Origin of the sequence: Lysinibacillus sp. OF-1 (genome assembly GCF_028356935.1) — a bacterium.
GTDB classification, from domain to species: Bacteria; Bacillota; Bacilli; order Bacillales_A; family Planococcaceae; genus Lysinibacillus; species Lysinibacillus fusiformis_D.
The window spans coordinates 4,506,159-4,529,962 of record NZ_CP102798.1 but is presented as its reverse complement, the minus strand read 5'-3'; the positions used below and the strand labels follow the sequence as shown (position 1 = coordinate 4,529,962).

Below are 23,804 nucleotides of genomic sequence, written 5' to 3'. Positions count from 1 at the left end.
ACGGTTCTATGTGAGAGCCGTGGTGGAATCACGGAGGGAGGTTCCTACATGGGTCGCAGCTTGAAAAAAGGACCTTTTGTTGATGACCACTTAATGAAAAAAGTGGAAGTACAAGAGGCTTCTGAGAAAAAACAAGTTATCAAAACTTGGTCACGCCGTTCTACAATCTTCCCGAACTTCATCGGTTTAACGATTGCTGTATATGATGGACGTAAACATGTTCCTGTATACGTAACAGAAGATATGGTAGGCCATAAACTTGGTGAGTTCGCACCGACACGTACTTACAAAGGTCACGGTGCAGACGACAAGAAAACAAGACGCTAATTTTGAGAGGAGGTAAATCCTAATGACACAAGCTAAAGCTATCGCTCGCACAGTACGTATTGCTCCTCGTAAAGTACGTCTAGTTGTAGACTTAATCCGAGGTAAGCAAGTTGGTGAAGCAGTTGCAATTTTACGTCATACTCCAAAAGCGGCGTCTCCAGTCGTTGAGAAAGTATTAAAATCTGCAGTTGCTAATGCTGAGCACAACTACGATCTTGACATCAACTCTTTAGTAGTTTCTGAAGTGTTCGTTGATGAAGGTCCAACTTTAAAACGTTTCCGTCCACGTGCGCAAGGACGTGCAAGCGCAATTAACAAACGCACAAGCCACATCACTCTAGTGGTATCTGAGAAGAAGGAGGGTTAATCCGTGGGTCAAAAAGTACATCCAATAGGACTGCGCGTTGGTATTATTCGTGACTGGGAGTCAAAATGGTACGCTGAAAAAGACTATGCAACTCTACTTCACGAAGACATCAAAGTGCGTAAATATATTGAAACGGCTCTTAAAGACGCTTCTGTTTCTAAAGTAGAAATCGAACGTGCTGCAAACCGTGTAAACATTACAATTCACACTGCGAAACCAGGTATGGTAATCGGTAAAGGTGGTACTGAAGTTGAAAACCTTCGTAAATACCTTAGCGAGTTAACTGGTAAACGCGTACACATCAACATCATTGAAATTAAACGTGCAGATCTTGACGCTCGTCTAGTAGCTGAAAACATCGCTCGTCAATTAGAAAACCGTGTATCATTCCGTCGTGCGCAAAAGCAAGCGATCCAACGCACAATCCGTGCTGGTGCAAAAGGAATTAAAACACAAGTATCTGGTCGTTTAGGTGGCGCTGATATCGCGCGTGCTGAACACTATAGTGAAGGAACTGTTCCACTTCATACTCTACGTGCTGACATTGACTATGCACACGCAGAAGCTGACACTACTTACGGTAAATTAGGCGTTAAAGTATGGATCTACCGTGGTGAAGTTCTTCCTACGAAGAAATCTGTGGAAGGAGGCAAATAATATGTTATTGCCTAAACGCGTAAAATACCGTCGTGAACACCGCGGCAACATGCGTGGCGAAGCGAAAGGCGGCAAAGAAGTATCATTCGGCGAGTGGGGCTTACAAGCTCAAACTGCTAGCTGGATTACTAACCGTCAAATCGAATCTGCACGTATCGCGATGACTCGTTACATGAAACGTGGCGGTAAAGTTTGGATTAAAATCTTCCCACACAAACCTTACACTAAAAAACCTCTAGAAGTCCGCATGGGTTCTGGTAAAGGTTCTCCTGAAGGTTGGGTAGCAGTAGTAAAACCAGGAAAAATTATGTTCGAAATTGCTGGTGTATCTGAAGAGATTGCACGTGAAGCACTTCGTTTAGCATCACATAAGCTTCCTGTTAAATGTAAGATCGTAAAACGTCAAGAAACTGGTGGTGAATCTAATGAAAGCTAATGAAATCCGTGACCTTGCCACTTCTGAAATTGAATTAAAAGTGAAATCACTGAAAGAAGAGCTTTTCAACCTTCGCTTCCAATTGGCGACTGGTCAATTAGAAAACACAGCTCGTATTCGTGAAGTGCGTAAAGCAATCGCGCGTATGAAAACTGTTATTCGTGAAAGAGAAATCAGTGCAAATAACTGATAAAGGAGGTTTTCAAGTATGACTGAGCGTAATCAACGCAAAGTTTACACGGGCCGCGTTGTTTCAGATAAAATGGACAAAACTGTTACTGTTTTAGTTGAAACTCACAAAAAGCACAAGCTTTACGGTAAACGTGTAAAATACTCTAAAAAGTTTAAAGCTCATGATGAGCAAAACCAAGCGAAAATCGGTGATATCGTACGTATCATGGAGACTCGCCCGCTATCAGCTACTAAACGTTTCCGTCTAGTTGAAGTTGTAGAAAAAGCGGTTATTATTTAATAACTATTTCGGAACAACCATTTCCGAAGGGAGGTAACCTAAGTGATCCAACAAGAAAGTCGTATGAAAGTTGCTGACAACTCAGGTGCACGTGAAGTTCTTACAATTAAAGTGCTTGGTGGCTCTGGCCGTAAAACTGCTAACATCGGTGATATCGTTGTTTGTACAGTTAAGAAAGCAACACCAGGTGGCGTTGTCAAGAAGGGTGACGTTGTTAAAGCTGTTATCGTTCGTACTAAATCAGGCGTACGTCGTAAAGACGGTACGTACATCAAATTTGATGAAAATGCTTGTGTAATTATTCGTGATGATAAATCACCACGCGGAACTCGTATTTTCGGACCTGTTGCACGTGAATTACGTGACAGCAACTTCATGAAAATCGTTTCTCTAGCTCCAGAAGTTCTTTAATTTCATGATAGTGCCAATCAAGGAGGTGCGACAGCATGCATGTAAAAAAAGGTGACAAGGTTAAGGTTATCACTGGTAAGGACAAAGGCAAAGAAGGAGTAATCCTAGCTGCTTTCCCTAAACAAGACCGCGTTCTTGTTGAAGGCGTTAATATCGTGAAAAAGCACGTTAAACCTAACCAATTGAATCCACAAGGTGGGATTGTAAGCCAAGAGGCTGCAATTCACGTTTCGAACGTAATGCTAATCGATCCTAAATCTGGCGAGCCGACTCGTGTAGGTTATAAAATCGAAAACGGTAAAAAAGTTCGTGTTGCAAAAAAATCAGGTGCAGTAATCGACTAACTAGTAAATAAAAGAAGGGAGGTACACACATGAGCCGCCTAAAAGAAAAATATTTAAATGAAGTTTCTCCTGCTCTTATGAGCAAGTTTGGATATAAATCAGTTATGCAGTTGCCGAAAGTTGACAAAATCGTTATCAACATGGGTGTTGGTGATGCTGTTCAAAACTCTAAAGCATTAGATGCAGCTGTAGAAGAATTAACAATTATCACTGGTCAAAAACCAGTTGTAACTAAAGCGAAAAAATCGATCGCAGGTTTCCGTTTACGTGAAGGTATGCCAATCGGTGCTAAAGTTACATTACGCGGTGAGCGTATGTATGAATTCTTGGACAAATTAATCTCAATCTCACTTCCTCGTGTACGTGACTTCCGTGGTGTTTCTAAAAAAGCATTCGATGGTCGCGGTAACTACACTCTAGGTGTTAAAGAGCAACTAATTTTCCCAGAAATCGATTACGATAAAGTTTCAAAAGTACGCGGTATGGACATCGTGATCGTAACGACAGCGAACTCTGACGAAGAAGCTCGCGAGTTATTGACACAATTCGGTATGCCGTTCCAAAAGTAATTTAAACAAGGAGGGCGAAAACGTGGCTAAAAAATCTATGATCGTTAAACAACAACGTAAGCAAAAGTTTAAAGTGCAAGAATATACACGTTGTGAACGCTGTGGCCGTCCACACTCTGTATATCGCAAATTCAAACTTTGCCGTATTTGTTTCCGAGAACTTGCATATAAGGGACAAATTCCTGGCGTGAAAAAAGCCAGCTGGTAATCCCCTAATTTGGGAAGGAGGTAAATGTAATGACAATGACTGATCCGATTGCAGATATGCTTACTCGCATTCGTAATGCGAACATGGTTCGTCACGAGAAGTTAGAAGTACCAGCTTCCAACGTGAAAAAAGAAATCGCTGAAATTTTAAAGCGTGAAGGTTTCGTACGTGACGTAGAATACGTGGAAGACAACAAGCAAGGTATTATCCGTATCTTCTTAAAATACGGTAAAGATAACGAGCGTGTTATCACTGGCTTAAAACGTATTTCTAAACCTGGTCTACGTGTATATGCTAAAACAAATGAAGTGCCTAAAGTACTGAACGGTCTTGGTATCGCTTTAGTGTCAACTTCACAAGGTTTATTAACAGATAAAGAAGCTCGCGCTAAACAAGTTGGCGGCGAAGTTCTAGCATACGTTTGGTAATTAGCAATAAATGAATGGAGGTGCAACTAAATGTCTCGTGTAGGTAAAAAAATTATCGAGGTACCAGCTAACGTAACTGTTACTGTTGCAGCTGACAACACTGTTACTGTTAAAGGTCCTAAAGGCGAACTTGTTCGTTCTTTCCACCAAGATATGAAAATTGAGCAAGAGGGTAACGTAATCTCTGTATCACGTCCTTCTGAATCAAAAGAACACCGCACAAACCACGGTACTACTCGTGCGCTTCTAGCGAACATGGTTACTGGTGTTTCTGCAGGTTTCGAAAAAGCTTTAGAACTTATCGGTGTTGGTTACCGTGCGCAATTACAAGGCAAAAAACTTGTACTTAACGTAGGTTACTCTCATCCAGTAGAGTTCACACCTGAAGATGGTCTTGAAATTGAAGTTCCTTCTAACACTAAAATCATCATTAAAGGTATTAGCAAAGAGCGCGTTGGTGCTCTTGCATCTAACATCCGTGACGTTCGTCCACCAGAGCCATATAAAGGTAAAGGTATCCGTTACGAAGGCGAATACGTTCGTCGTAAAGAAGGTAAAACAGGTAAATAATGCTGCCTAAGCATTAGAAAGGAGTGACCCTTGTGATTACGAAACAGGATAAAAATCAAGTTCGTAAAAAACGTCATGCGCGAGTTCGTTCTAAAATTTCGGGTACTGCTGAGCGTCCACGCTTAAATGTATTCCGTTCTAACAAGAACATCTACGCTCAACTTATCGATGACGTAGCAGGCGTAACAATTGTTAGCGCATCTTCTCAAGAAAAAGATTTTGAAGGCACTGGTAGCAATGTTGCAACTGCATCAAAAATCGGTGAAACAATCGCGAAACGCGCTGCGGAAAAAAATATTACTGCTGTAGTTTTTGACCGTGGTGGTTACTTATATCATGGACGCGTGAAAGCTTTAGCTGAAGCTGCACGTGAGAATGGTTTAGAATTTTAATAAGAAGGAGGGACACATTTCATGAGTCGAATTGACGCAAACAAACTTGGAGAACTTGAAGAACGCGTAGTTACTATTAACCGTGTTGCTAAAGTTGTTAAAGGTGGACGTCGCTTCCGCTTCACAGCACTAGTTGTTGTTGGCGATAGAAACGGTCATGTAGGTTTCGGTACTGGTAAAGCTCAAGAGGTTCCAGATGCTATCCGTAAAGCTGTTGAAGATGCGAAGAAAAACTTAGTAGAAGTGCCACGTGTTGGTGGAACAACTCCACACTTAGTGCTTGGTCGCTTCGGTGCAGGAGAAATCTTAATTAAACCTGCTGCTCCTGGTACAGGAGTTATCGCTGGTGGTCCAGTACGTGCTGTACTAGAACTTGCTGGTATTACTGATATTCTTTCAAAATCTCTTGGATCTAACACACCAATCAACATGGTGCGTGCAACTGTTCAAGGTTTAACTGAATTAAAACGCGTAGAGGACGTAGCTAAATTACGTGGTAAATCAGTGGAAGAAATATTAGGATAAGGGGGGAAAGATAATGGCTAACAAATTAGAAATCACCCTTACTAAATCTGTGATTGGTACTAAACCTGCACAACGCAAAACTGTTGAAGCTTTAGGTTTACGTAAATTACACCAAACTGTAGAGAAAGCTGATAATGCAGCTACTCGCGGTATGCTTGATAAAGTAGCACACTTAGTTACTGTAAAAGAAATTTAATTTTCAATAATTGAACAAGGAGGTGCCACCCACTATGAAACTGCATGAGTTAAAACCAGCAGAAGGTTCTCGTAAGCAACGCAATCGCGTTGGTCGTGGTATCGGTTCTGGTAACGGTAAAACAGCAGGTAAAGGTCATAAAGGTCAAAACGCTCGTTCTGGTGGCGGTGTACGCCCAGGATTTGAGGGCGGTCAAAACCCATTATTCCGTCGTTTACCAAAACGTGGATTTACGAACATTAATCGTAAAGAATACGCGATTGTTAACCTTGATGCTTTAAACCGTTTCGAAGACGGTGCAGAAGTTACTGCTGCATTATTACTTGAAACTGGTATAGTGAGCAACGAGAAAGCTGGAATTAAAGTTCTTGGCAACGGAGCTCTTAATAAAAAGCTTACTGTTAAAGCTCATAAATTCTCAGCTTCAGCGAAAGAAGCAATCGAGAATGCCGGCGGAACTACTGAGGTGATTTAATGTTTCAGACAATCTCTAACTTTATGCGTGTTCGAGATATAAGAAATAAAATCATTTTCACACTTTTAATGTTAATCGTTTTTCGTATTGGAACTTTCATTCCAGTACCAAACGTTGACGCTGATGTATTAAAGGCAACTGATGAGTTTAACCTCGTTGGTTTCCTGAATACTTTTGGCGGTGGTGCTTTAAAGAACTTCTCCATCTTCGCGATGGGAATTATGCCTTACATCACAGCCTCAATCATTGTTCAGTTATTGCAAATGGACGTAGTACCGAAATTTGCTGAGTGGGCAAAGCAAGGTGAAGTCGGAAGACGTAAACTTGCACAATTTACTCGCTACTTTACTATTATTCTTGCTTTTATCCAATCATTCGCAATGTCATTCGGTTTTAATAGAATGTATGGTGGATCTTTGATTAAAGAAGAGGGCGTTCTAACTTATGTTACAATTGCTATAGTATTGACAGCGGGAACAGCATTCCTAGTATGGCTTGCTGAGCAAATTACTGCTCACGGTGTTGGTAATGGTATTTCTGTTGTCATTTTCGCAGGTATCGTTGCAGCATTGCCTACAGGGATCAACCAAATTTTTGCACAGCAAATCGAGGGTGCTGGAGATAAATTATTTATCAACATCATTGTCCTTGCATTGCTTGTATTAATTTTATTAGCAGTTGTAGTTGGGGTTATATACGTGCAACAAGCACTTCGTAAAATTCCAATTCAATATGCGAAACGAGTTACTGGACGTAGTCAGCAAACTGGTGGTCAACAAACGCATCTACCGTTAAAAGTAAATGCTGCAGGGGTTATTCCGGTAATCTTTTCAGTAGCGTTTCTTGTAACACCTCAAACGCTTGCTGTGTTCTTTGGTGAAAATAGTGTTACAAATTGGATTACGAAAAATCTGCAGTATACGCAGCCTATCGGTATGACAATTTATATTATTTTGATCGTCGCGTTCACATATTTCTATGCATTCGTTCAAGTGAATCCAGAAAATGTGGCAGACAACTTGAAAAAACAAGGTGCTTACATTCCAGGTATTCGTCCTGGTGAAAACACTCAAACGTATTTAACAAGCGTGTTATATCGTCTAACTTTTGTTGGTGCGATATTCTTAACTGTTATTGCTGTAATGCCGATTTTATTCATTAATTTTATGAATTTACCTGCCTCAGTGCAGATCGGTGGTACTAGTATTATTATCGTAGTCGGTGTAGCGCTGGAAACGATGAAGCAGCTAGAATCTCAACTTGTTAAACGTCACTACAAAGGCTTTATGAAATAATGTTGGTTTTTAGGGAACGTTCCATCGTTTCCTTAAATCAGCAAACCTTTTGTGGGAGGAATATTTCCTAATGAATATCGTTTTAATGGGTCTGCCAGGTGCTGGTAAAGGTACTCAGGCAGATAAAATTGTTGAGAAGTACGCGATTCCTCATATTTCTACAGGCGATATGTTCCGTGCTGCAATTAAAGAAGGTACTGAACTAGGCTTACAAGCGAAATCGTTTATGGATCAAGGTGCACTAGTACCTGATGAAGTAACGATTGGTATTGTTCGTGAGCGACTGGCTAAACCTGATTGTGAAAAGGGCTTCTTATTAGATGGATTCCCACGTACTGTTCCTCAAGCTGAAGCATTGGATAGCATTCTTGCTGATCTAGGTAAAGCGATTGAGCATACATTAAACATTCAAGTTGAAAAGGATGAGTTAATTGCTCGTCTTTCAGGTCGACGTATTTGTAAAACTTGTGGTACATCATATCATTTAATTTTCAATCCTCCTACGGTGGAAGGAAAATGTGATAAAGATGGCGGCGAGCTTTATACACGTGCAGATGATAATCCTGAAACGGTTGCAAACCGTCTGGAAGTAAATATGAATCAAGCACAACCTCTACTTGATTTCTATCAAGCTAAAGGTGTGTTAACTAACATTGATGGACAGCAAGATATTAACAAAGTGTTTGCTGATCTTGATGCTCTATTACAGGGCAGCCGCAGCTGATACCCGGCTCCGGGCGCAGAGTACTGCTTCCGCGGGAGGCATGCGGGAGCAACAACGAAACATAATTTTTTTGAGAGTTGCAAAAGCATATTGTGCCCGGTATATATTTCTTCTAAAGAGTGCAACATACCTTTTGGAGGAGTATAATGGGTTTCGTGGAAGCATCTGTGTAACGGGTATGAATATCTCATCAAAGACATTCCGGTATTCGTGTAAACATGGGAGGTTCAGTGCCCTTATTGGTTCTGTAAATTCCGTGGATTGTGTGAAGCGAAACCAGACGAGCGTCTTTCAAACATCTCTCATACAATCCAAACATATGTTGAAACGAGGTTGCTTCTAAAGTTGCAGCAGATATCCGTTTGATGTAACGATGAGAACTTTAATTTGCATATAGAGAGGAGACAGAGTAGATGGCGAAAGATGATGTAATTGAAGTCGAAGGGACAGTTGTTGAGACTTTGCCAAACGCGATGTTTAAGGTAGAATTAGAAAATGGACATGTGATTCTAGCACACGTATCTGGTAAGATTCGTATGCACTTTATCCGTATTCTACCTGGAGATAAGGTTACTATCGAGTTATCTCCTTATGATTTAACTCGCGGTCGTATCACATACCGTTTTAAATAATCTTTTGCGCTCCGGACTACTAAGGAGGTTAGGTTAGATGAAAGTGAGACCATCTGTGAAACCGATCTGCGAAAAATGTAAAGTAATTCGCCGACGCGGTAAAGTAATGGTAATCTGTGAAAATCCTAAACATAAACAAAAACAAGGTTAATTCTAAAGGAGGTGCACAACGTACATGGCACGTATTGCTGGTGTTGATATTCCTCGCGACAAACGCGTGGTAATTTCATTAACGTACATTTTCGGTATTGGTAAAACTACAGCTCAGAAAGTACTAGCTGATGCAGGTATTTCAGAAGATACACGCGTACGCGACTTAACTGAAGATGAGTTAAACAAAATCCGTGAACAATTAGATTCATACAAACTTGAAGGTGACTTACGTCGCGAAACTTCATTAAATATTAAACGTCTGATGGAAATCGGTTCATTCCGTGGTATCCGTCACCGTCGTGGCTTACCTGTTCGTGGTCAAAATACGAAGAACAATGCGCGTACGCGTAAAGGTCCTCGTAAAACTGTTGCGAACAAGAAAAAATAATTGGTAAAGGAGGTTCCTTCTTAACATGGCTCGTAAACAACAAACTCGTAAACGTCGTGTGAAAAAGAATATCGAATCTGGTATTGCACACATTCGTTCTACATTTAACAATACAATTGTAACGATTACAGATATGCAAGGTAACGCTGTATCTTGGTCAAGTGCTGGTGCTCTTGGTTTCCGTGGTTCACGTAAATCTACACCATTCGCTGCTCAAATGGCTGCAGAAACTGCTGCTAAAACATCCCTTGAACATGGTCTGAAAACGTTGGAAGTAACTGTTAAAGGTCCTGGTGCTGGTCGTGAAGCTGCTATTCGTGCACTTCAAGCTGCTGGTTTAGAAGTAACTGCTATTAAAGACGTTACTCCAGTTCCTCATAATGGTTGCCGTCCGCCAAAACGTCGTCGCGTGTAATGGGTGCGTCTCATATTGTATGAGAACATCATTTTTTGTACAGACTGTCTTGTGCAGATAATAAACGATACGTCATTGACGATCGAATCTATGATGGAAAGAACCTATACATTCGATGTTTTGAAGGAGGGTAAATAAAATGATCGAAATTGAAAAACCAAAGATTGAAACGGTGGAGATCAGCGAAGATTCCAAATATGGAAAGTTTGTTGTAGAACCGCTTGAACGCGGATATGGAAACACTTTGGGTAATTCTTTACGTCGTATCCTTCTGTCTTCATTACCAGGAGCTGCTGTCACTTCAATTCAAATTGATGGTGTTCTTCACGAATTCTCGACTGTAGAAGGCGTAGTAGAAGATGTAGCTTCAATCATTTTGAACGTGAAAAAACTAGCTCTTAAAATCTACTCTGACGAAGAAAAAGTTATTGAGATTGATGTAAAAGGCGATGGTACAGTTACGGCTGCTGACATTACACATGACAGTGACGTAGAAATTTTAAACCCAGATCTATATATTGCAACAATCGCTAAAAACGGTCATTTACGTATGCGTATGTATGCACAACGCGGCCGTGGTTACACTCCTGCTGATCAAAACAAACGTGAGGATCTTCCTATCGGCGTGATCCCGATCGACTCTATTTACACTCCAGTATCACGCGTCAATTTCCAAGTGGAAAATACTCGTGTAGGTCAGTCTTCTGACTACGACAAACTTTCTCTTGATGTGTGGACAGATGGTAGCATCGGTCCGAAAGAGGCGATTTCGCTCGGAGCAAAAATTTTAACCGAGCATCTTAACATCTTCGTTGGCATGACGGATGAGGCACAGACTGCTGAAATCATGGTCGAAAAAGAAGAAGATCAAAAAGAAAAAGTTTTAGAGATGACTATCGAAGAACTTGATCTTTCTGTTCGTTCTTATAACTGTTTAAAACGCGCTGGTATTAATACAGTACTAGAACTTGCGAATAAATCAGAAGACGATATGATGAAAGTTCGTAACCTTGGACGTAAGTCACTAGAAGAAGTAAAAGCGAAGTTAGAAGAGCTTGGTTTAGGATTACGCAAAGAAGACTAAGCGATTTAAACAACACTAATAAGATCAGATTTTTTCTATAAAGGAGGGAAACATCCATGGGTTACAGAAAACTTGGTCGTACAAGTTCTCAACGTAAAGCGATGTTACGTGACTTAGCTACTGATTTAATCATCAACGAGCGTATCGAAACTACTGAGGCTCGCGCTAAAGAAGTACGTAAAGCTGTTGAAAAAATGATTACTTTAGGTAAACGCGGAGATTTACACGCACGCCGTCAAGCTGCTGCATTCATCCGTCGCGAACTAGTAACAACGACTGATGCTGAAGGTAACGAAACAACATCATTTGCACTTCAAAAGTTATTTGATGATGTTGCACCACGTTATGCAGAGCGTCAAGGTGGTTACACTCGTATTCTTAAAGTAGGTCCTCGTCGTGGTGACGGTGCACCTGTTGTTGTGATTGAACTAGTTTAATCATAAGAGAAGACTTGTGGTGAAGAGGGTGGGAATCACCACCCTCTTTCTTTATAAATGATTTATACGACAAATAATTAAGCTGAGCGTTATGATGAGCGGGCACTTTAGGGTGTGGCGTCTCGTTTAGCTCTCCGCACCTCATTCAGGAGAAATAAGGGCTTGAGCACCCGTATTTCTTGTAAATGTAACGACAAGCGCATTTCTATCGAATGAGGTGCGCGCTTTTTTATTATGTGGGATAGCGCCAATTTGTGGTGCTTTTTTTAATATATGGGTTTTCTTTAGACGCTCAAAAGTGCACCATCAAATTGAGTTGTTATAGTAGTATTTTTCTTTTATCGACATACGGATTGTAGTAGAATTCATACATAAAAAAGTGTAAGTTAGTTAGTAGAGCTGAGCATGTAGAGAGGAGTTCTAGAAATGCCTGAAATTTTATCTTTAAATAATGTGACTTTTTCATATACACCAGAAATTCAAGACAGTCGTAATGCTGTAGAAAATGTTAGTTTCGCTGTTGAAGAAGGCGAATGGATTGCCATAGTTGGACATAATGGTTCAGGTAAATCCACTATTGCCAAGCTGATGAACGGCTTGTTATTCCCTCAGCAGGGGGATGTGCGAATATTACGAGAACCCTTAAGTGAAGAAAACCTTTGGGAATCTCGCTCCTTAATGGGTATGGTTTTTCAAAACCCTGATAATCAGTTTGTAGGTGCCACTGTACAGGATGATGTTGCATTTGCCTTAGAAAACAATGGTGTGCCTTTTGAAGAAATGGTGAAACGTGTACACGCGGCACTAGAGCAAGTAAAAATGGACACGTTTTTAGATCATGAGCCACATCACTTATCTGGAGGACAGAAACAACGCGTTGCCATTGCTGGTGCACTTGCACTAAAGCCAAAGCTTCTCATTTTAGATGAGGCTACATCGATGTTAGATCCTCAGGGCCGTGCAGAGGTGTTACAGACTGTCCAAACATTACGTGCAGAAACGGGATTAACAGTAATATCCATAACACATGATTTAGAAGAAGCCATGTTAGCAGATCGAGTTCTTTTTATGAATGATGGTAAGAAGTTTGCGGAAGGTACACCTGCTGAAATCTTTGCACTTGGGGACAAGCTAGTTGAGTTTGGACTAGATTTACCATTTGCCTTGAAGTTATCAAAGCTATTGCAAAAGGAAGGTGTTCCATTAATGGGACAACATATGACAGAAGAAGAGTTGGTGAATGATTTATGGACATCAAACTTCAACAAATAAGCTATGCCTATGCACAGGGGACACCTTTTGAAAAACGGGCATTATTCGATGTAGACTTTGACATTCCATCCCATACTTATCAGGCAATTATAGGTCATACGGGTTCTGGGAAATCAACCATACTTCAGCATTTTAATGCACTTCTAAGACCTACTTCAGGAGAAGTACATATAGGGGATCGCCTGATTGTAGCTGGGAAAAAAGCAAAGGATTTAAAAGCTGTAAGACAAAAGGTCGGTATTGTCTTTCAATTCCCTGAGCATCAACTATTTGAAGAAACAGTGTTAAAGGATATTATGTTTGGGCCAATGAACTTTGGTGTATCAGAGAAGGAGGCTGAAGCGCGTGCAAGAGAACTTGTCAGCTTAGTTGGATTACCGAACAACGTGCTTGAGAAGTCTCCGTTTGATTTATCAGGTGGTCAAATGCGCCGAGTGGCAATTGCGGGTGTTTTGGCGATGGATCCAGAGGTAATAGTGTTGGATGAACCAACAGCTGGACTTGATCCACGAGGTCAAAAAGAGATCATGGATATGTTTTATCAACTCCATCAAGATCGTCGTCTTACAACGATTCTTGTCACACATAGTATGGAGGATGCGGCTCGATATGCAGATAATATTGTAATCATGCATGAAGGAAAAAATGTCTTAAGTGGACCACCACAAACTATTTTTAAAGATGGTGAAACATTAAAGAGTTTCCGCTTAGAGCCACCACGTATTGTCCGCTTTCAACAGAAGATTGAGCACATGATGGGTCGGTCCTTGTCAAAGGTTTGCTTGACGGAAGAGGAACTCGCTGCTGAAATTGCTCAAACGCTTAGAGAGGAGCGTGCAGAGCCATGATGGAAAAAATGATCTTTGGACGCTTCCTACCAGGTGACTCACCTGTGCATAAACTAGATCCACGATCAAAACTAATCTTTGTTTTTGCCTTTATTATTATTGTGTTTTTGGCCAACAATACAGTGACGTATGCTATGCTACTAGCATTTACGCTCTTGATTGTATTAGTATCACGTATTCGTCTGTATTTTTTAATTAATGGTCTCAAACCGGTTCTCTTTTTAATGGCTTTCACATTTCTTCTTCATATATTTATGACGAAGGAAGGCGTCCCTGTTTTCGAGTCAAAGTTTATCACGATATACGATGAAGGAATTAGGCGAGGAATATTTATTTCGGTACGTTTTCTAGTATTAGTATTTATGACATCTATCTTAACGTTAACGACATCACCGATCTCCATTACAGATGGTATTGAGGTTCTTTTAAATCCATTAAAAGCAATAAAAGTACCAGTTCATGAATTGGCTTTGATGATGTCCATTTCCTTACGTTTCATACCAACTTTAATGGATGAGACAGATAAGATTATGAAGGCACAAATGGCCCGAGGCTCAGATTTATCCTCTGGACCAATAAAAGATCGTATAAAGGCAGTAGTGCCATTGTTAGTACCACTTTTTGTCAGTGCATTTAAAAGAGCTGAGGATCTAGCAACTGCGATGGAAGTAAGAGGCTATCGTGGTGGTGAAGGTCGTACAAGGTACCGTAGGCTAAAATGGGATATGGGTGACACATTTGCACTTGTGTTACTAGTAGCAATAGGCGTATTGCTATTCTTTTATAGAAGTTAAAAGGAGTAGGCTTGATGCGACGATTAAAAGTAATTATAAGCTATGATGGAACGCTTTTTTCTGGCTATCAAGTACAGCCTGGAGAGCGCACAGTACAGGCTGAGCTTGAGCGTGTACTGTCCATTATGCATAAAGGAGAAAAGATTAAGGTAACTGCAAGTGGACGTACAGATGCAAGAGTTCATGCTACAGGACAAACATTGCATTTCGATACACCTCTTGCCATTCCAGTTGACAAGTATAGCAAGGCTTTGAATGTGCAACTACCAAGAGATATTCGCGTACAATCGGTAGAGGAAGTGGCACATGACTTTCATGCACGCTATAGTGTGACAGGGAAGCGCTATCGCTATATTTGGTCTTGTGAGCCTATCCAAAGCCCATTTCGCAGATATTACACAGTCGAGACAAGTGGCGTCAAACCTAATGTAGAGGCGATGCAAGAGGCAGCTAAGGCTATCGTTGGTACACATGACTTTTCATGCTTTTGTGCAGCGAATACAAGTGTGAAGGATAAAATACGTACTGTCACGACACTGCAATTTGAATGGCATGGAGAAGAACTTCATATGGTGATTGAAGGCAATGGTTTCTTATATAATATGGTGCGTATTATTGCAGGTACACTTTGGGAGGTTGGCGTAGGTCGCCGCACGATTGACAATGTGGCACTTGTAGTCGCCTCTGAAGATCGCGATAAAGCAGGAAAAACCGCGCCACCACAAGGGTTATACTTAGAAAAAGTGTTCTATTAGTGACGTTTTAGAATTCTGAACAACTTTACCAGGCGTTTAATGAAATTGCTTGACTTTAAAAGTCATTCATTATATGATAACAGATGGTATTTTCATTACCACCACAAATAAGCCCCGAAACTTATAGTGTAGTCTAATGAAAAATAACGGTAATCGAATCGATTAGGAGGATATATACATGCGTACAACATTCATGGCTAAAGGTCACGAAGTAGACCGTAAATGGTTAGTAGTTGATGCAGAAGGCCAAACTCTTGGACGTTTAGCTTCTGAAGTAGCTGCAATCTTACGTGGTAAACATAAACCAACATTCACACCAAACGTTGACACAGGTGATCACGTAATCATCATCAACGCTGACAAAATCCATTTAACTGGTAACAAATTAGAGGGTAAACTTTACCGTCACCATACTCAATTTGCAGGTGGTTTAAAAACGCGTACTGCTGGTGAAATGCTAGATAAGTACCCAACAAGAATGATCGAATTAGCAGTTAAAGGAATGCTTCCTAAAAACTCTTTAGGTCGCAAAATGTTCACTAAACTTAACGTTTATACTGGAACAGAGCATCCACATGCTGCACAAAAACCAGAAGCATACGAGCTTCGCGGATAATATAAATTAAGAGGAGGATATTACTTTGGCACAAGTTCAATACATCGGCACTGGTCGCCGTAAAAGCTCTGTAGCTCGCGTACGTTTAGTACCAGGTACAGGTAAAATTGTTATCAATAAACGTGAAATCGAAGAATACGTACCATTCGCTGCATTACGCGAAGTAATTAAACAACCATTAGTAGCTACTGAAACTACAGGAAGCTATGATATCCACGTAAACGTTAACGGTGGTGGATACACTGGTCAAGCTGGTGCTGTTCGTCACGGTATCGCTCGTGCTCTACTTCAAGTAGACCCAGATTTCCGTGCTGCATTAAAATCAGCTGGATTACTTACTCGTGATTCACGCATGAAAGAACGTAAAAAACCAGGTCTACGCGGCGCTCGTCGTGCACCTCAGTTCTCAAAACGTTAATATCAGCGTTCTATACAAAGACTCTTTCTACTTTTGTGGAAAGAGTCTTTTTTGTTATTTAGTCATTAGACTAAAGGTTGCTTACTCTTATTTCTTATAAAGCGGATGATTGCAAATTCTTGATGCGATGTAACACTGCCAATGACTAGTGTGAACCAGTATGTAGCTGTCCCTTTTTACATAATCATTACTATTTCCGCACAGATTTAAGATATATTAAAAATATTTTCGCATAAGTTTATGTTTTTTTAAGAAATTATTTAGAGGGAGTTTAACATTCCACTTTAATATAGTTCTTGAAGGTACTACAAACCATGCATTTTCTTGAAATTTGTCATTATGGGTTTGGCGTAACTCAAAAATAGAATGTAACAATGGAGGTAAGTAGGTATGAAAAAATTATTGATAGTATCGGTTGCGGCAATGGCACTACTTGCAGCATGTCAAGATAAGGAGCCTGAGAAAGGCAATAGTGAGGAAATAAAAACAGAAAGTGCTGCTACAACGAAGGACCAAGCAAAGGAGCAATTAACGAAGGGTGAAGAAATGGCCAATATATTAAGTAGTACGAATTGGCAAGGCACAAAAGTATATGATAAAGACAACAATGATTTAACTGCGGAAAATTCTAACTTTATTGGCTTAGCAAAATATGATGCTGAGGCAGGTCATTATGAATTCTTTGACGCTGCTACTGGTGAAAGCCGTGATGATAAAGGGACGTTCTTTATCACAAATGATGGGACACAAAGAATTTTAATTTCTGAATCCAAGGATTATCAAGCTATTGTAGAAATTACAGAGCTAAACGATAGTATCTTTACTTATAAAAGAATGGGCAAAGATGCTGCTGGCAATGAGGTAGAAGTGTTCGTTGAGCATATTCCATATAAAGAAAATGAACTGGCATTTACCGATTCAAATAAAACGCTGAATGCTTCAACAGGTAATATTGTTACAGACGTTGACGGAGATAAGATTTTAGCTGATACATTATGGCACGGAACTGTTGTATTAGATGAAGCAGGTAATGATTTAACAGAGTTTAATTCAAATTTTATCAGCATTGCAAAATATGACGCAAATACAAATAAATATGAGTTCTTCAACCCTGAAACAGGTGAGAGTCGTGGCGACTATGGTTATTTTAATGTCATTCATGGCAATAAAATAAGAGCTCATGTTTCAATTGGTGATAATAAGTATGGCGTTGCTCTTGAAATTACTGAAATCAATGAGAAGAAATTTACGTATAAACGTACAGGTAAAGACAAAGACGGTAATGATATAACTGTATTTGTTGAGCATGAACCTTATGAAGGTGAATTAAACCCTGTATTTACAATGCAATAAAATGATACTTCCTCCTTTATTATAGAAGAAAATCAAAACTCCTAAGTTTATTACTTGGGAGTTTTTTTTACTTTCTGGCATAGTTCATCTACTAATTTCGTACACTAAATGTAAAAGGGTGGTGGATATGGGTGAAGCGCTGGCTTGCACTAGGAGTAATTATGCTTATGAGTATAGTGGTCGTGGCATATGAAACAAATGCTTCGGACCGTAACTTCTTCTTACCAGACCCACTTGGTGGCATCAAAATTGTCATTGATGCAGGGCATGGTGGTGAGGACGGAGGAGCTTCAAAGGGCGAAGTAATTGAAAAGGAAATTACACTTGCAATTGCTCAGCATGTGGAGAAGAAATTAAAGAAAAAAGGCGCAACAGTCGTAATGACGCGAACAAAAAATGGGGATGTGATTGATGAGCATGCGCCGTCGGAAAAATATGGAACTTTAAGAGAGCGGAAAAAGCAGGATATTTTCTTAAGAAAGGATATCGTTGAAAAAGAAAAGCCTGATGTATTTATTACAATTCATGCAAATGCTATACCCGAAACAAAATGGCGTGGTGCACAGGTGTTTTATCATAAGGAAGGACATGCCGATGGCGAAATTCTTGCCAAGAGTATTCAACAATCCATTCGCACTAATCTAAAAAATACAGACCGAGAAGCTTTGTCTATTAAGCAAATTTATTTACTGAAGAAAGTAGAAGTCCCTGCAGCATTAGTAGAGACTGGTTTTATCAGTAATGATGAAGAACGAGCATTATTAATCGATAAGAACTACCAGGAAAAAATGGCAGATGCCATAGTTGAAGGTATAGAAGAGTATTTATTAGCTAAGATTGAGTAGAGCAACATCTACAACGTAAACCATATCAGTATGATATACTAACATTGAGACAATATAAGGGGAGTGTTCGTCGTGATTACTGAACAACAAGTACGAGAAATACTAGGACAACTACAAGATCCATTTTTACATAAATCGCTTGCAGAAACAGATGGTATTACAAACGTAGCAATAAAAGAAGAAAAAAATCATGTTAGTGTAAAAATTGCGATCGCTAAATTAAATACACCTGAACAGCTACAGCTACAAATGAAGGTTGTTGAGGTATTGAAAGAAGCGGGTGCAAATACGGTTGGCATTCGTTTTGAAGAACTATCAACAGAAAAATTACAAAGCTTCCGTGGCACTGCAACAGAGTCAGAAGCACAAGATATTTTATCTCCACTAAGCACAGTACAAGTGATTTCAATTGCTTCTGGTAAAGGGGGAGTAGGTAAATCTACAGTATCAGTTAACTTAGCTGTTGCTTTAGCTCGTCTAGGAAAGAAGGTCGGATTAATCGACGCCGATATTTATGGCTTTAGTGTGCCCGATATGATGGGTGTGACGGATATGCCTAAAGTAGTTGACAATCGTATTTTCCCCGTAGATCGCTTGGGTGTAAAAATGATTTCAATGGGCTTCTTTGTGGAAAACAACGCACCGATTGTATGGCGTGGTCCAATGCTAGGTAAAGTATTAGATCAGTTTTTCCGTGATGTTGAATGGGGAGAGCTAGACTATCTACTATTAGATTTACCTCCAGGCACAGGTGACGTAGCATTAGATATCCATCAAATGCTACCATCATCAAAAGAAATTGTTGTCACAACACCGCATCCGACAGCAGCATTTGTTGCAGCTCGTGCAGGAGCAATGGCTCTTCAAACAGACCATGAAATTTTAGGTGTTATCGAAAATATGGCTTGGTTTGAATCTAAATCAGGTGATCGAGAATTTGTCTTTGGACAAGGAGGCGGACCTAAGCTAGCTGATGAATTACGTACAGAGCTGCTTGGGCAGATCCCGCTTGGTCAACCCGATTGGACAGAAGAAGATTTTGCTCCGTCTGTTTATGCTGAGAAACATACGACAGGACAAATTTATTTAGACATCGCGACGAAAATCATTGATAAATTAAGTAAATAAATAAAAAACGGATTTCCACCTTTTATGGGGAAATCCGTTTTTAAATTGCTATGGTTACTCAGTACTTTTTTGCTCCTTATCCGATCCGCCATCACTTTCACCACTAGCTTCTTTCTTATCGCCACTTCCTGATGAACCCGTTTCGCCACTCTTTTTAATAAGTTCCTGCCATTTAGATTGCATTAAAGGGCTTTCGATCGTTTCCTTTACCACTTGCTCCATTTGCTTGCGCATATTGGATGATTTTAGGATGGTCTCTAGCTGCTTTTGCATATCGGGTTGCCCAAAAAAGGCCTCCATATCCTTTTGGAAAGTCGGATCTTTTATTAAGTCCTTCATAATATCCTGTTGCTGTTTTTGCATGCTTTTTGCAACAGTTTCTTTAAATTTTGGATCTTCAAAGGTTTTCTTCCAAAAGTCTTCTGCTTCCTTGGAAAGTAATGTTTCCTCAGTAGCCTTTTTCACTTCATCATGCTCTAAAATCAAAAGCTCACGGAAACTTGGCTCCTCCAAAAGCTGTCGCAATGCCTTTTTACCATCCTCTGTTTGCAAAGAGTCAATCATGATTTTTTTTATTTCATCATAGGACATGGTAGAGGTTTTATCTTGTGAACAGGCAGAAAGAAAAAGCATTAGAATCAATAATAAGGTGAATTTTCGCATCGACAATCAGTCCTTTCTCTAGATAGACTCTTTCAATTATTGTTCACATTTCTCGGGACTTTATGTATTGGTTAGGATGAGAAATAGCTTTTTTAACAAGGCATTGATAAAATAAGGACAGATATATTGAGAAATTGGGGGACTTTTAGTTGTGACGATACGAAATTGGGCAAAGTTTTTCTTCTTTGCAATGCTCGTTGGTGGTGCAGTCAACGGAGTTTTTAGTTTATTTATTCGCTGGGAATTTTTCCAACCATACATAGCAAATGGTCAATGGGGCGAATTTTTCGCTGGACTTTTATGGATGGTTTTCTTAGGGTTTACCATGAGTGTTATAGCACAAGCTGGTTTTTTTGCTTATTTAACACTTCATCAAGTAGGTGTTAATATTTTTAGAACACTGACATTATGGAATTGGGTACAGCTATTATTAATTGCCATAACGATTTTCGATATTATATTCTTCCGCTTTATTCCTGGTGTGAAGGATGGACAAAGCTGGTTGTTCTACGTTGGATTATTAATTGTTCTAATATTTGGTGCAATAGCAACAGCTGTTCAAAAAGTAAAATTAACGGGGAAAAAGCATGTAATGATTTCGGCTCTATTCTTTATGATTGTCATTACAACGCTGGAATGGACAATTGCATTAATGGGTCGTGATGAAAATATTAATGAATATGTTGCGCTTTTATTATTCCCATTATTGGCTGTTAATGCGTATCAACTATTAGTATTGCCTAAATATAATGCAAAATCCGATGAAGATCGTCAAAAATTAGAAGCACGCCGCAAAGCTCGTCGTGAACAGGCTAAAAATGCATAAGAAAAAATTGCCTCACTTTAGTGGAGGCAATTTTTTTATGGGGCTTTTTTAGTTTGAACTTTATAACCAAATATATTTTCTTCAATTGACATAAACTTATGTTGTTGTATTAGAGCGTTAAGCTCTTTAAAGGATATTTGATTATTTTGATGGAGTGGGAAAAATACAAAATCACCTTTTTGTAATTTAGGTGTTTTCTCACCCTGCCAAATAAGAGAAGGCGACAGTAAATTCATTTGTTGTTGGAATAAAGATTTCTGTAAATCCTGCGAATATTGATGATTTCGGGTAGCAAACCATAAAGGTTTTTCCTTTAAATACTTTTCATAGATATCAATATCTTTTTGAATGAGCGCAATGTCAACGGGTTCTTCTATTGAATCATCTGGACCAAGTAGTCCTGTAGGCAATTTTCGTTGTTGTATAATTTTTAAATGTTCGGGTGAACGTTTAATCCAGTCGGTATCTAAAAGTAGAAGAGGATAAGGCTCTTTCACCGTTTGAAGCCATTCTAATAGAGAGTCATCAGAGAAAGAAATCTCTACTATAAGAGATGTGCCATAATGTCCTTTCGTGACCACTACTGGTGCATTCGCAATATTAAATACAGAAATCATCGTTGAGTTTATAGGCTTTAGAAAAGCAAAAAGGATTACGATTAAAAGCAGTGAAATCAACGTTTTGCGGACCATAATAATAACCTCATTTCTAAGATTTTAAATAAAAAATGAATCTCTTTAAAAAAACTTATGATTTAGTGTTGACTTTCATGAATAATCGATGTTATTATGTATAAGTCGCCAAGAGGTGACAGTGAAATAAAAAAACATGAACCTTGAAAACTGAACAAGCAAAACGTAATCAATAAAGTTTTTAGTAACTAACCTTGGTTAGTGAACAAAACAAAATTTTGGACATCAAAATGATGCCAGCAAAACAATTTGAGCTATTCAAATTTCTTTTATGGAGAGTTTGATCCTGGCTCAGGACGAACGCTGGCGGCGTGCCTAATACATGCAAGTCGAGCGAACAGAGAAGGAGCTTGCTCCTTCGACGTTAGCGGCGGACGGGTGAGTAACACGTGGGCAACCTACCTTATAGTTTGGGATAACTCCGGGAAACCGGGGCTAATACCGAATAATCTGTTTCACCTCATGGTGAAACACTGAAAGACGGTTTCGGCTGTCGCTATAGGATGGGCCCGCGGCGCATTAGCTAGTTGGTGAGGTAACGGCTCACCAAGGCGACGATGCGTAGCCGACCTGAGAGGGTGATCGGCCACACTGGGACTGAGACACGGCCCAGACTCCTACGGGAGGCAGCAGTAGGGAATCTTCCACAATGGGCGAAAGCCTGATGGAGCAACGCCGCGTGAGTGAAGAAGGATTTCGGTTCGTAAAACTCTGTTGTAAGGGAAGAACAAGTACAGTAGTAACTGGCTGTACCTTGACGGTACCTTATTAGAAAGCCACGGCTAACTACGTGCCAGCAGCCGCGGTAATACGTAGGTGGCAAGCGTTGTCCGGAATTATTGGGCGTAAAGCGCGCGCAGGTGGTTTCTTAAGTCTGATGTGAAAGCCCACGGCTCAACCGTGGAGGGTCATTGGAAACTGGGAGACTTGAGTGCAGAAGAGGATAGTGGAATTCCAAGTGTAGCGGTGAAATGCGTAGAGATTTGGAGGAACACCAGTGGCGAAGGCGACTATCTGGTCTGTAACTGACACTGAGGCGCGAAAGCGTGGGGAGCAAACAGGATTAGATACCCTGGTAGTCCACGCCGTAAACGATGAGTGCTAAGTGTTAGGGGGTTTCCGCCCCTTAGTGCTGCAGCTAACGCATTAAGCACTCCGCCTGGGGAGTACGGTCGCAAGACTGAAACTCAAAGGAATTGACGGGGGCCCGCACAAGCGGTGGAGCATGTGGTTTAATTCGAAGCAACGCGAAGAACCTTACCAGGTCTTGACATCCCGTTGACCACTGTAGAGATATAGTTTCCCCTTCGGGGGCAACGGTGACAGGTGGTGCATGGTTGTCGTCAGCTCGTGTCGTGAGATGTTGGGTTAAGTCCCGCAACGAGCGCAACCCTTGATCTTAGTTGCCATCATTTAGTTGGGCACTCTAAGGTGACTGCCGGTGACAAACCGGAGGAAGGTGGGGATGACGTCAAATCATCATGCCCCTTATGACCTGGGCTACACACGTGCTACAATGGACGATACAAACGGTTGCCAACTCGCGAGAGGGAGCTAATCCGATAAAGTCGTTCTCAGTTCGGATTGTAGGCTGCAACTCGCCTACATGAAGCCGGAATCGCTAGTAATCGCGGATCAGCATGCCGCGGTGAATACGTTCCCGGGCCTTGTACACACCGCCCGTCACACCACGAGAGTTTGTAACACCCGAAGTCGGTGAGGTAACCTTTTTGGAGCCAGCCGCCGAAGGTGGGATAGATGATTGGGGTGAAGTCGTAACAAGGTAGCCGTATCGGAAGGTGCGGCTGGATCACCTCCTTTCTAAGGATATTTTCGGAATACAAACCTAGGGTTTGTAAGATTACGTTTTGCGTTCAGTTTTGAAGGTTCATTCTTCTGAATGAATTACTTCTAATTATGTGCTCCTGTCGCTACGCTTTCGTCGCAAAGCTGCGAGATGTAGAAGCAGGCAGTAGCTTTGTTCTTTGAAAACTGGATAAAACGACATTGAAATTGTAACAAACACATTTATTTTTTTTAAGTTTTTTATAGGCTTAATAACATTAAGAGGTTTCCGATATTTTTATTG

35 protein-coding genes, 1 rRNA gene and 2 pseudogenes are annotated in these 23,804 nt (G+C 40.4%); 36 read left to right on the top strand and 2 right to left on the bottom strand.

Going from position 1 to position 23,804, the window contains the following annotated elements; translation table 11 throughout:
* The first annotated feature begins 48 nt into the window (after positions 1–48).
* The 34 genes and pseudogenes from rpsS to NV349_RS22125 all read left to right on the top strand — a co-directional run bounded on the left by rpsS (position 49) and on the right by NV349_RS22125 (position 19,534).
* A complete protein-coding gene (rpsS, locus tag NV349_RS22290; protein WP_008181911.1) occupies positions 49–327 on the top strand; it encodes a 30S ribosomal protein S19 in 279 nt (92 codons plus the stop codon).
* A 22-nt stretch (positions 328–349) separates the two neighbouring features.
* Entirely contained in the window at positions 350–694 is a 345-nt protein-coding gene (gene rplV, locus NV349_RS22285) for a 50S ribosomal protein L22 (RefSeq protein ID WP_004233639.1), read from the top strand.
* A gap of 3 nt (positions 695–697) precedes the next feature.
* Positions 698–1,351 carry a 30S ribosomal protein S3 gene (rpsC, locus tag NV349_RS22280; RefSeq protein WP_025116438.1) on the top strand — a complete coding sequence of 218 codons (654 nt, stop codon included), beginning with the start codon at positions 698–700 and terminating at the stop codon, positions 1,349–1,351.
* 1 nt (position 1,352) lies between these two features.
* Positions 1,353–1,787 (top strand): 50S ribosomal protein L16, encoded by a 435-nt coding sequence (gene rplP / locus NV349_RS22275; protein ID WP_025116437.1) that lies wholly within the window; start codon positions 1,353–1,355, stop codon positions 1,785–1,787.
* The gene (gene rpmC / locus NV349_RS22270; protein WP_004233646.1) at positions 1,777–1,977 is read left to right on the top strand and encodes a 50S ribosomal protein L29; all 201 of its coding nucleotides are present in this window, start codon (positions 1,777–1,779) and stop codon (positions 1,975–1,977) included. The genes rplP and rpmC overlap by 11 nt, the downstream gene beginning before the upstream one ends.
* Before the next feature lie 18 nt (positions 1,978–1,995).
* Complete coding sequence (gene rpsQ / locus NV349_RS22265) at positions 1,996–2,259, top strand: 30S ribosomal protein S17 (RefSeq protein WP_008181723.1); 264 nt, start codon at positions 1,996–1,998, stop codon at positions 2,257–2,259.
* A gap of 42 nt (positions 2,260–2,301) precedes the next feature.
* The gene (gene rplN, locus NV349_RS22260; RefSeq protein ID WP_004233650.1) at positions 2,302–2,670 is read left to right on the top strand and encodes a 50S ribosomal protein L14; all 369 of its coding nucleotides are present in this window, start codon (positions 2,302–2,304) and stop codon (positions 2,668–2,670) included.
* A 35-nt stretch (positions 2,671–2,705) separates the two neighbouring features.
* Positions 2,706–3,014 (top strand): 50S ribosomal protein L24, encoded by a 309-nt coding sequence (rplX, locus tag NV349_RS22255; RefSeq protein ID WP_004233652.1) that lies wholly within the window; start codon positions 2,706–2,708, stop codon positions 3,012–3,014.
* Between the two features lie 29 nt (positions 3,015–3,043).
* Entirely contained in the window at positions 3,044–3,583 is a 540-nt protein-coding gene (rplE, locus tag NV349_RS22250; protein WP_008181719.1) for a 50S ribosomal protein L5, read from the top strand.
* A 22-nt stretch (positions 3,584–3,605) separates the two neighbouring features.
* Positions 3,606–3,791, top strand: a complete 186-nt coding sequence (locus tag NV349_RS22245; protein WP_004233656.1) for a type Z 30S ribosomal protein S14 — start codon at positions 3,606–3,608, stop codon at positions 3,789–3,791.
* 29 nt (positions 3,792–3,820) lie between these two features.
* The gene (gene rpsH, locus NV349_RS22240; protein WP_008181717.1) at positions 3,821–4,219 is read left to right on the top strand and encodes a 30S ribosomal protein S8; all 399 of its coding nucleotides are present in this window, start codon (positions 3,821–3,823) and stop codon (positions 4,217–4,219) included.
* 30 nt (positions 4,220–4,249) lie between these two features.
* The gene (gene rplF / locus NV349_RS22235) at positions 4,250–4,789 is read left to right on the top strand and encodes a 50S ribosomal protein L6 (RefSeq protein WP_008181715.1); all 540 of its coding nucleotides are present in this window, start codon (positions 4,250–4,252) and stop codon (positions 4,787–4,789) included.
* Between the two features lie 32 nt (positions 4,790–4,821).
* A complete protein-coding gene (rplR, locus tag NV349_RS22230) occupies positions 4,822–5,181 on the top strand; it encodes a 50S ribosomal protein L18 (protein WP_036124657.1) in 360 nt (119 codons plus the stop codon).
* Positions 5,182–5,202: 21 nt separating this feature from the next.
* Positions 5,203–5,706, top strand: coding sequence for a 30S ribosomal protein S5 (gene rpsE, locus NV349_RS22225; protein WP_008181711.1), 504 nt, complete (start codon positions 5,203–5,205; stop codon positions 5,704–5,706).
* A gap of 13 nt (positions 5,707–5,719) precedes the next feature.
* Positions 5,720–5,902: a 50S ribosomal protein L30 gene (gene rpmD, locus NV349_RS22220; protein WP_004233668.1), complete on the top strand. Its 183-nt coding sequence runs from the start codon at positions 5,720–5,722 to the stop codon at positions 5,900–5,902.
* A gap of 34 nt (positions 5,903–5,936) precedes the next feature.
* Positions 5,937–6,377, top strand: coding sequence for a 50S ribosomal protein L15 (gene rplO / locus NV349_RS22215; protein ID WP_036129082.1), 441 nt, complete (start codon positions 5,937–5,939; stop codon positions 6,375–6,377).
* A complete protein-coding gene (gene secY / locus NV349_RS22210; protein ID WP_036129079.1) occupies positions 6,377–7,672 on the top strand; it encodes a preprotein translocase subunit SecY in 1,296 nt (431 codons plus the stop codon). The genes rplO and secY overlap by 1 nt, the downstream gene beginning before the upstream one ends.
* A gap of 70 nt (positions 7,673–7,742) precedes the next feature.
* Positions 7,743–8,396: an adenylate kinase gene (locus NV349_RS22205; protein WP_036129077.1), complete on the top strand. Its 654-nt coding sequence runs from the start codon at positions 7,743–7,745 to the stop codon at positions 8,394–8,396.
* A 252-nt stretch (positions 8,397–8,648) separates the two neighbouring features.
* Positions 8,649–8,723 (top strand): annotated as a pseudogene (locus NV349_RS22200) (type I methionyl aminopeptidase); the annotation flags it as partial.
* A gap of 86 nt (positions 8,724–8,809) precedes the next feature.
* On the top strand, positions 8,810–9,028 hold the full coding sequence (infA, locus tag NV349_RS22195; RefSeq protein WP_004233690.1) for a translation initiation factor IF-1: 219 nt from the start codon (positions 8,810–8,812) through the stop codon (positions 9,026–9,028).
* Positions 9,029–9,065: 37 nt separating this feature from the next.
* The gene (rpmJ, locus tag NV349_RS22190) at positions 9,066–9,179 is read left to right on the top strand and encodes a 50S ribosomal protein L36 (RefSeq protein WP_000868344.1); all 114 of its coding nucleotides are present in this window, start codon (positions 9,066–9,068) and stop codon (positions 9,177–9,179) included.
* Positions 9,180–9,203: 24 nt separating this feature from the next.
* Complete coding sequence (gene rpsM, locus NV349_RS22185) at positions 9,204–9,569, top strand: 30S ribosomal protein S13 (protein ID WP_004233729.1); 366 nt, start codon at positions 9,204–9,206, stop codon at positions 9,567–9,569.
* A gap of 25 nt (positions 9,570–9,594) precedes the next feature.
* Complete coding sequence (gene rpsK / locus NV349_RS22180; RefSeq protein ID WP_004233731.1) at positions 9,595–9,984, top strand: 30S ribosomal protein S11; 390 nt, start codon at positions 9,595–9,597, stop codon at positions 9,982–9,984.
* Between the two features lie 139 nt (positions 9,985–10,123).
* Entirely contained in the window at positions 10,124–11,068 is a 945-nt protein-coding gene (locus NV349_RS22175) for a DNA-directed RNA polymerase subunit alpha (protein WP_004233733.1), read from the top strand.
* Positions 11,069–11,124: 56 nt separating this feature from the next.
* A complete protein-coding gene (rplQ, locus tag NV349_RS22170) occupies positions 11,125–11,505 on the top strand; it encodes a 50S ribosomal protein L17 (RefSeq protein WP_012296051.1) in 381 nt (126 codons plus the stop codon).
* A gap of 426 nt (positions 11,506–11,931) precedes the next feature.
* The gene (locus NV349_RS22165) at positions 11,932–12,777 is read left to right on the top strand and encodes an energy-coupling factor ABC transporter ATP-binding protein (RefSeq protein WP_058845118.1); all 846 of its coding nucleotides are present in this window, start codon (positions 11,932–11,934) and stop codon (positions 12,775–12,777) included.
* A complete protein-coding gene (locus NV349_RS22160; RefSeq protein WP_058845117.1) occupies positions 12,753–13,625 on the top strand; it encodes an energy-coupling factor ABC transporter ATP-binding protein in 873 nt (290 codons plus the stop codon). The genes NV349_RS22165 and NV349_RS22160 overlap by 25 nt, the downstream gene beginning before the upstream one ends.
* A complete protein-coding gene (locus NV349_RS22155; protein WP_036129069.1) occupies positions 13,622–14,419 on the top strand; it encodes an energy-coupling factor transporter transmembrane component T family protein in 798 nt (265 codons plus the stop codon). Before NV349_RS22160 ends, NV349_RS22155 begins: the two co-directional genes overlap by 4 nt.
* A 14-nt stretch (positions 14,420–14,433) precedes the next feature.
* The gene (gene truA, locus NV349_RS22150) at positions 14,434–15,174 is read left to right on the top strand and encodes a tRNA pseudouridine(38-40) synthase TruA (protein WP_058845116.1); all 741 of its coding nucleotides are present in this window, start codon (positions 14,434–14,436) and stop codon (positions 15,172–15,174) included.
* Positions 15,175–15,352: 178 nt separating this feature from the next.
* Positions 15,353–15,790 (top strand): 50S ribosomal protein L13, encoded by a 438-nt coding sequence (gene rplM, locus NV349_RS22145; RefSeq protein ID WP_004233742.1) that lies wholly within the window; start codon positions 15,353–15,355, stop codon positions 15,788–15,790.
* Between the two features lie 25 nt (positions 15,791–15,815).
* The gene (rpsI, locus tag NV349_RS22140) at positions 15,816–16,208 is read left to right on the top strand and encodes a 30S ribosomal protein S9 (RefSeq protein WP_004233744.1); all 393 of its coding nucleotides are present in this window, start codon (positions 15,816–15,818) and stop codon (positions 16,206–16,208) included.
* 528 nt (positions 16,209–16,736) lie between these two features.
* Positions 16,737–17,561: pseudogene (locus NV349_RS22135) on the top strand (DUF4822 domain-containing protein); the annotation flags it as partial.
* A gap of 131 nt (positions 17,562–17,692) precedes the next feature.
* A complete protein-coding gene (locus tag NV349_RS22130; RefSeq protein ID WP_036129063.1) occupies positions 17,693–18,406 on the top strand; it encodes an N-acetylmuramoyl-L-alanine amidase in 714 nt (237 codons plus the stop codon).
* 72 nt (positions 18,407–18,478) lie between these two features.
* Positions 18,479–19,534, top strand: coding sequence for a P-loop NTPase (locus NV349_RS22125; RefSeq protein ID WP_036129061.1), 1,056 nt, complete (start codon positions 18,479–18,481; stop codon positions 19,532–19,534).
* A 54-nt stretch (positions 19,535–19,588) separates the two neighbouring features.
* Here the strand turns inward: NV349_RS22125 and gerD are convergent, their stop codons facing one another.
* Entirely contained in the window at positions 19,589–20,197 is a 609-nt protein-coding gene (gerD, locus tag NV349_RS22120) for a spore germination lipoprotein GerD (RefSeq protein WP_036129059.1), read from the bottom strand.
* Between the two features lie 151 nt (positions 20,198–20,348).
* On the opposite strand from gerD, the gene NV349_RS22115 reads away from it, so the two are divergent.
* A complete protein-coding gene (locus NV349_RS22115; protein ID WP_009374014.1) occupies positions 20,349–21,023 on the top strand; it encodes a KinB-signaling pathway activation protein in 675 nt (224 codons plus the stop codon).
* Between the two features lie 35 nt (positions 21,024–21,058).
* Here NV349_RS22115 and NV349_RS22110 read toward each other — a convergent pair whose 3' ends face one another.
* Entirely contained in the window at positions 21,059–21,715 is a 657-nt protein-coding gene (locus NV349_RS22110; protein ID WP_058845115.1) for a hypothetical protein, read from the bottom strand.
* Positions 21,716–21,983: 268 nt separating this feature from the next.
* Here NV349_RS22110 and NV349_RS22105 point away from each other — a divergent pair.
* Positions 21,984–23,536 (top strand): 16S ribosomal RNA (locus tag NV349_RS22105).
* The last annotated feature ends 268 nt before the right edge of the window (positions 23,537–23,804 follow it).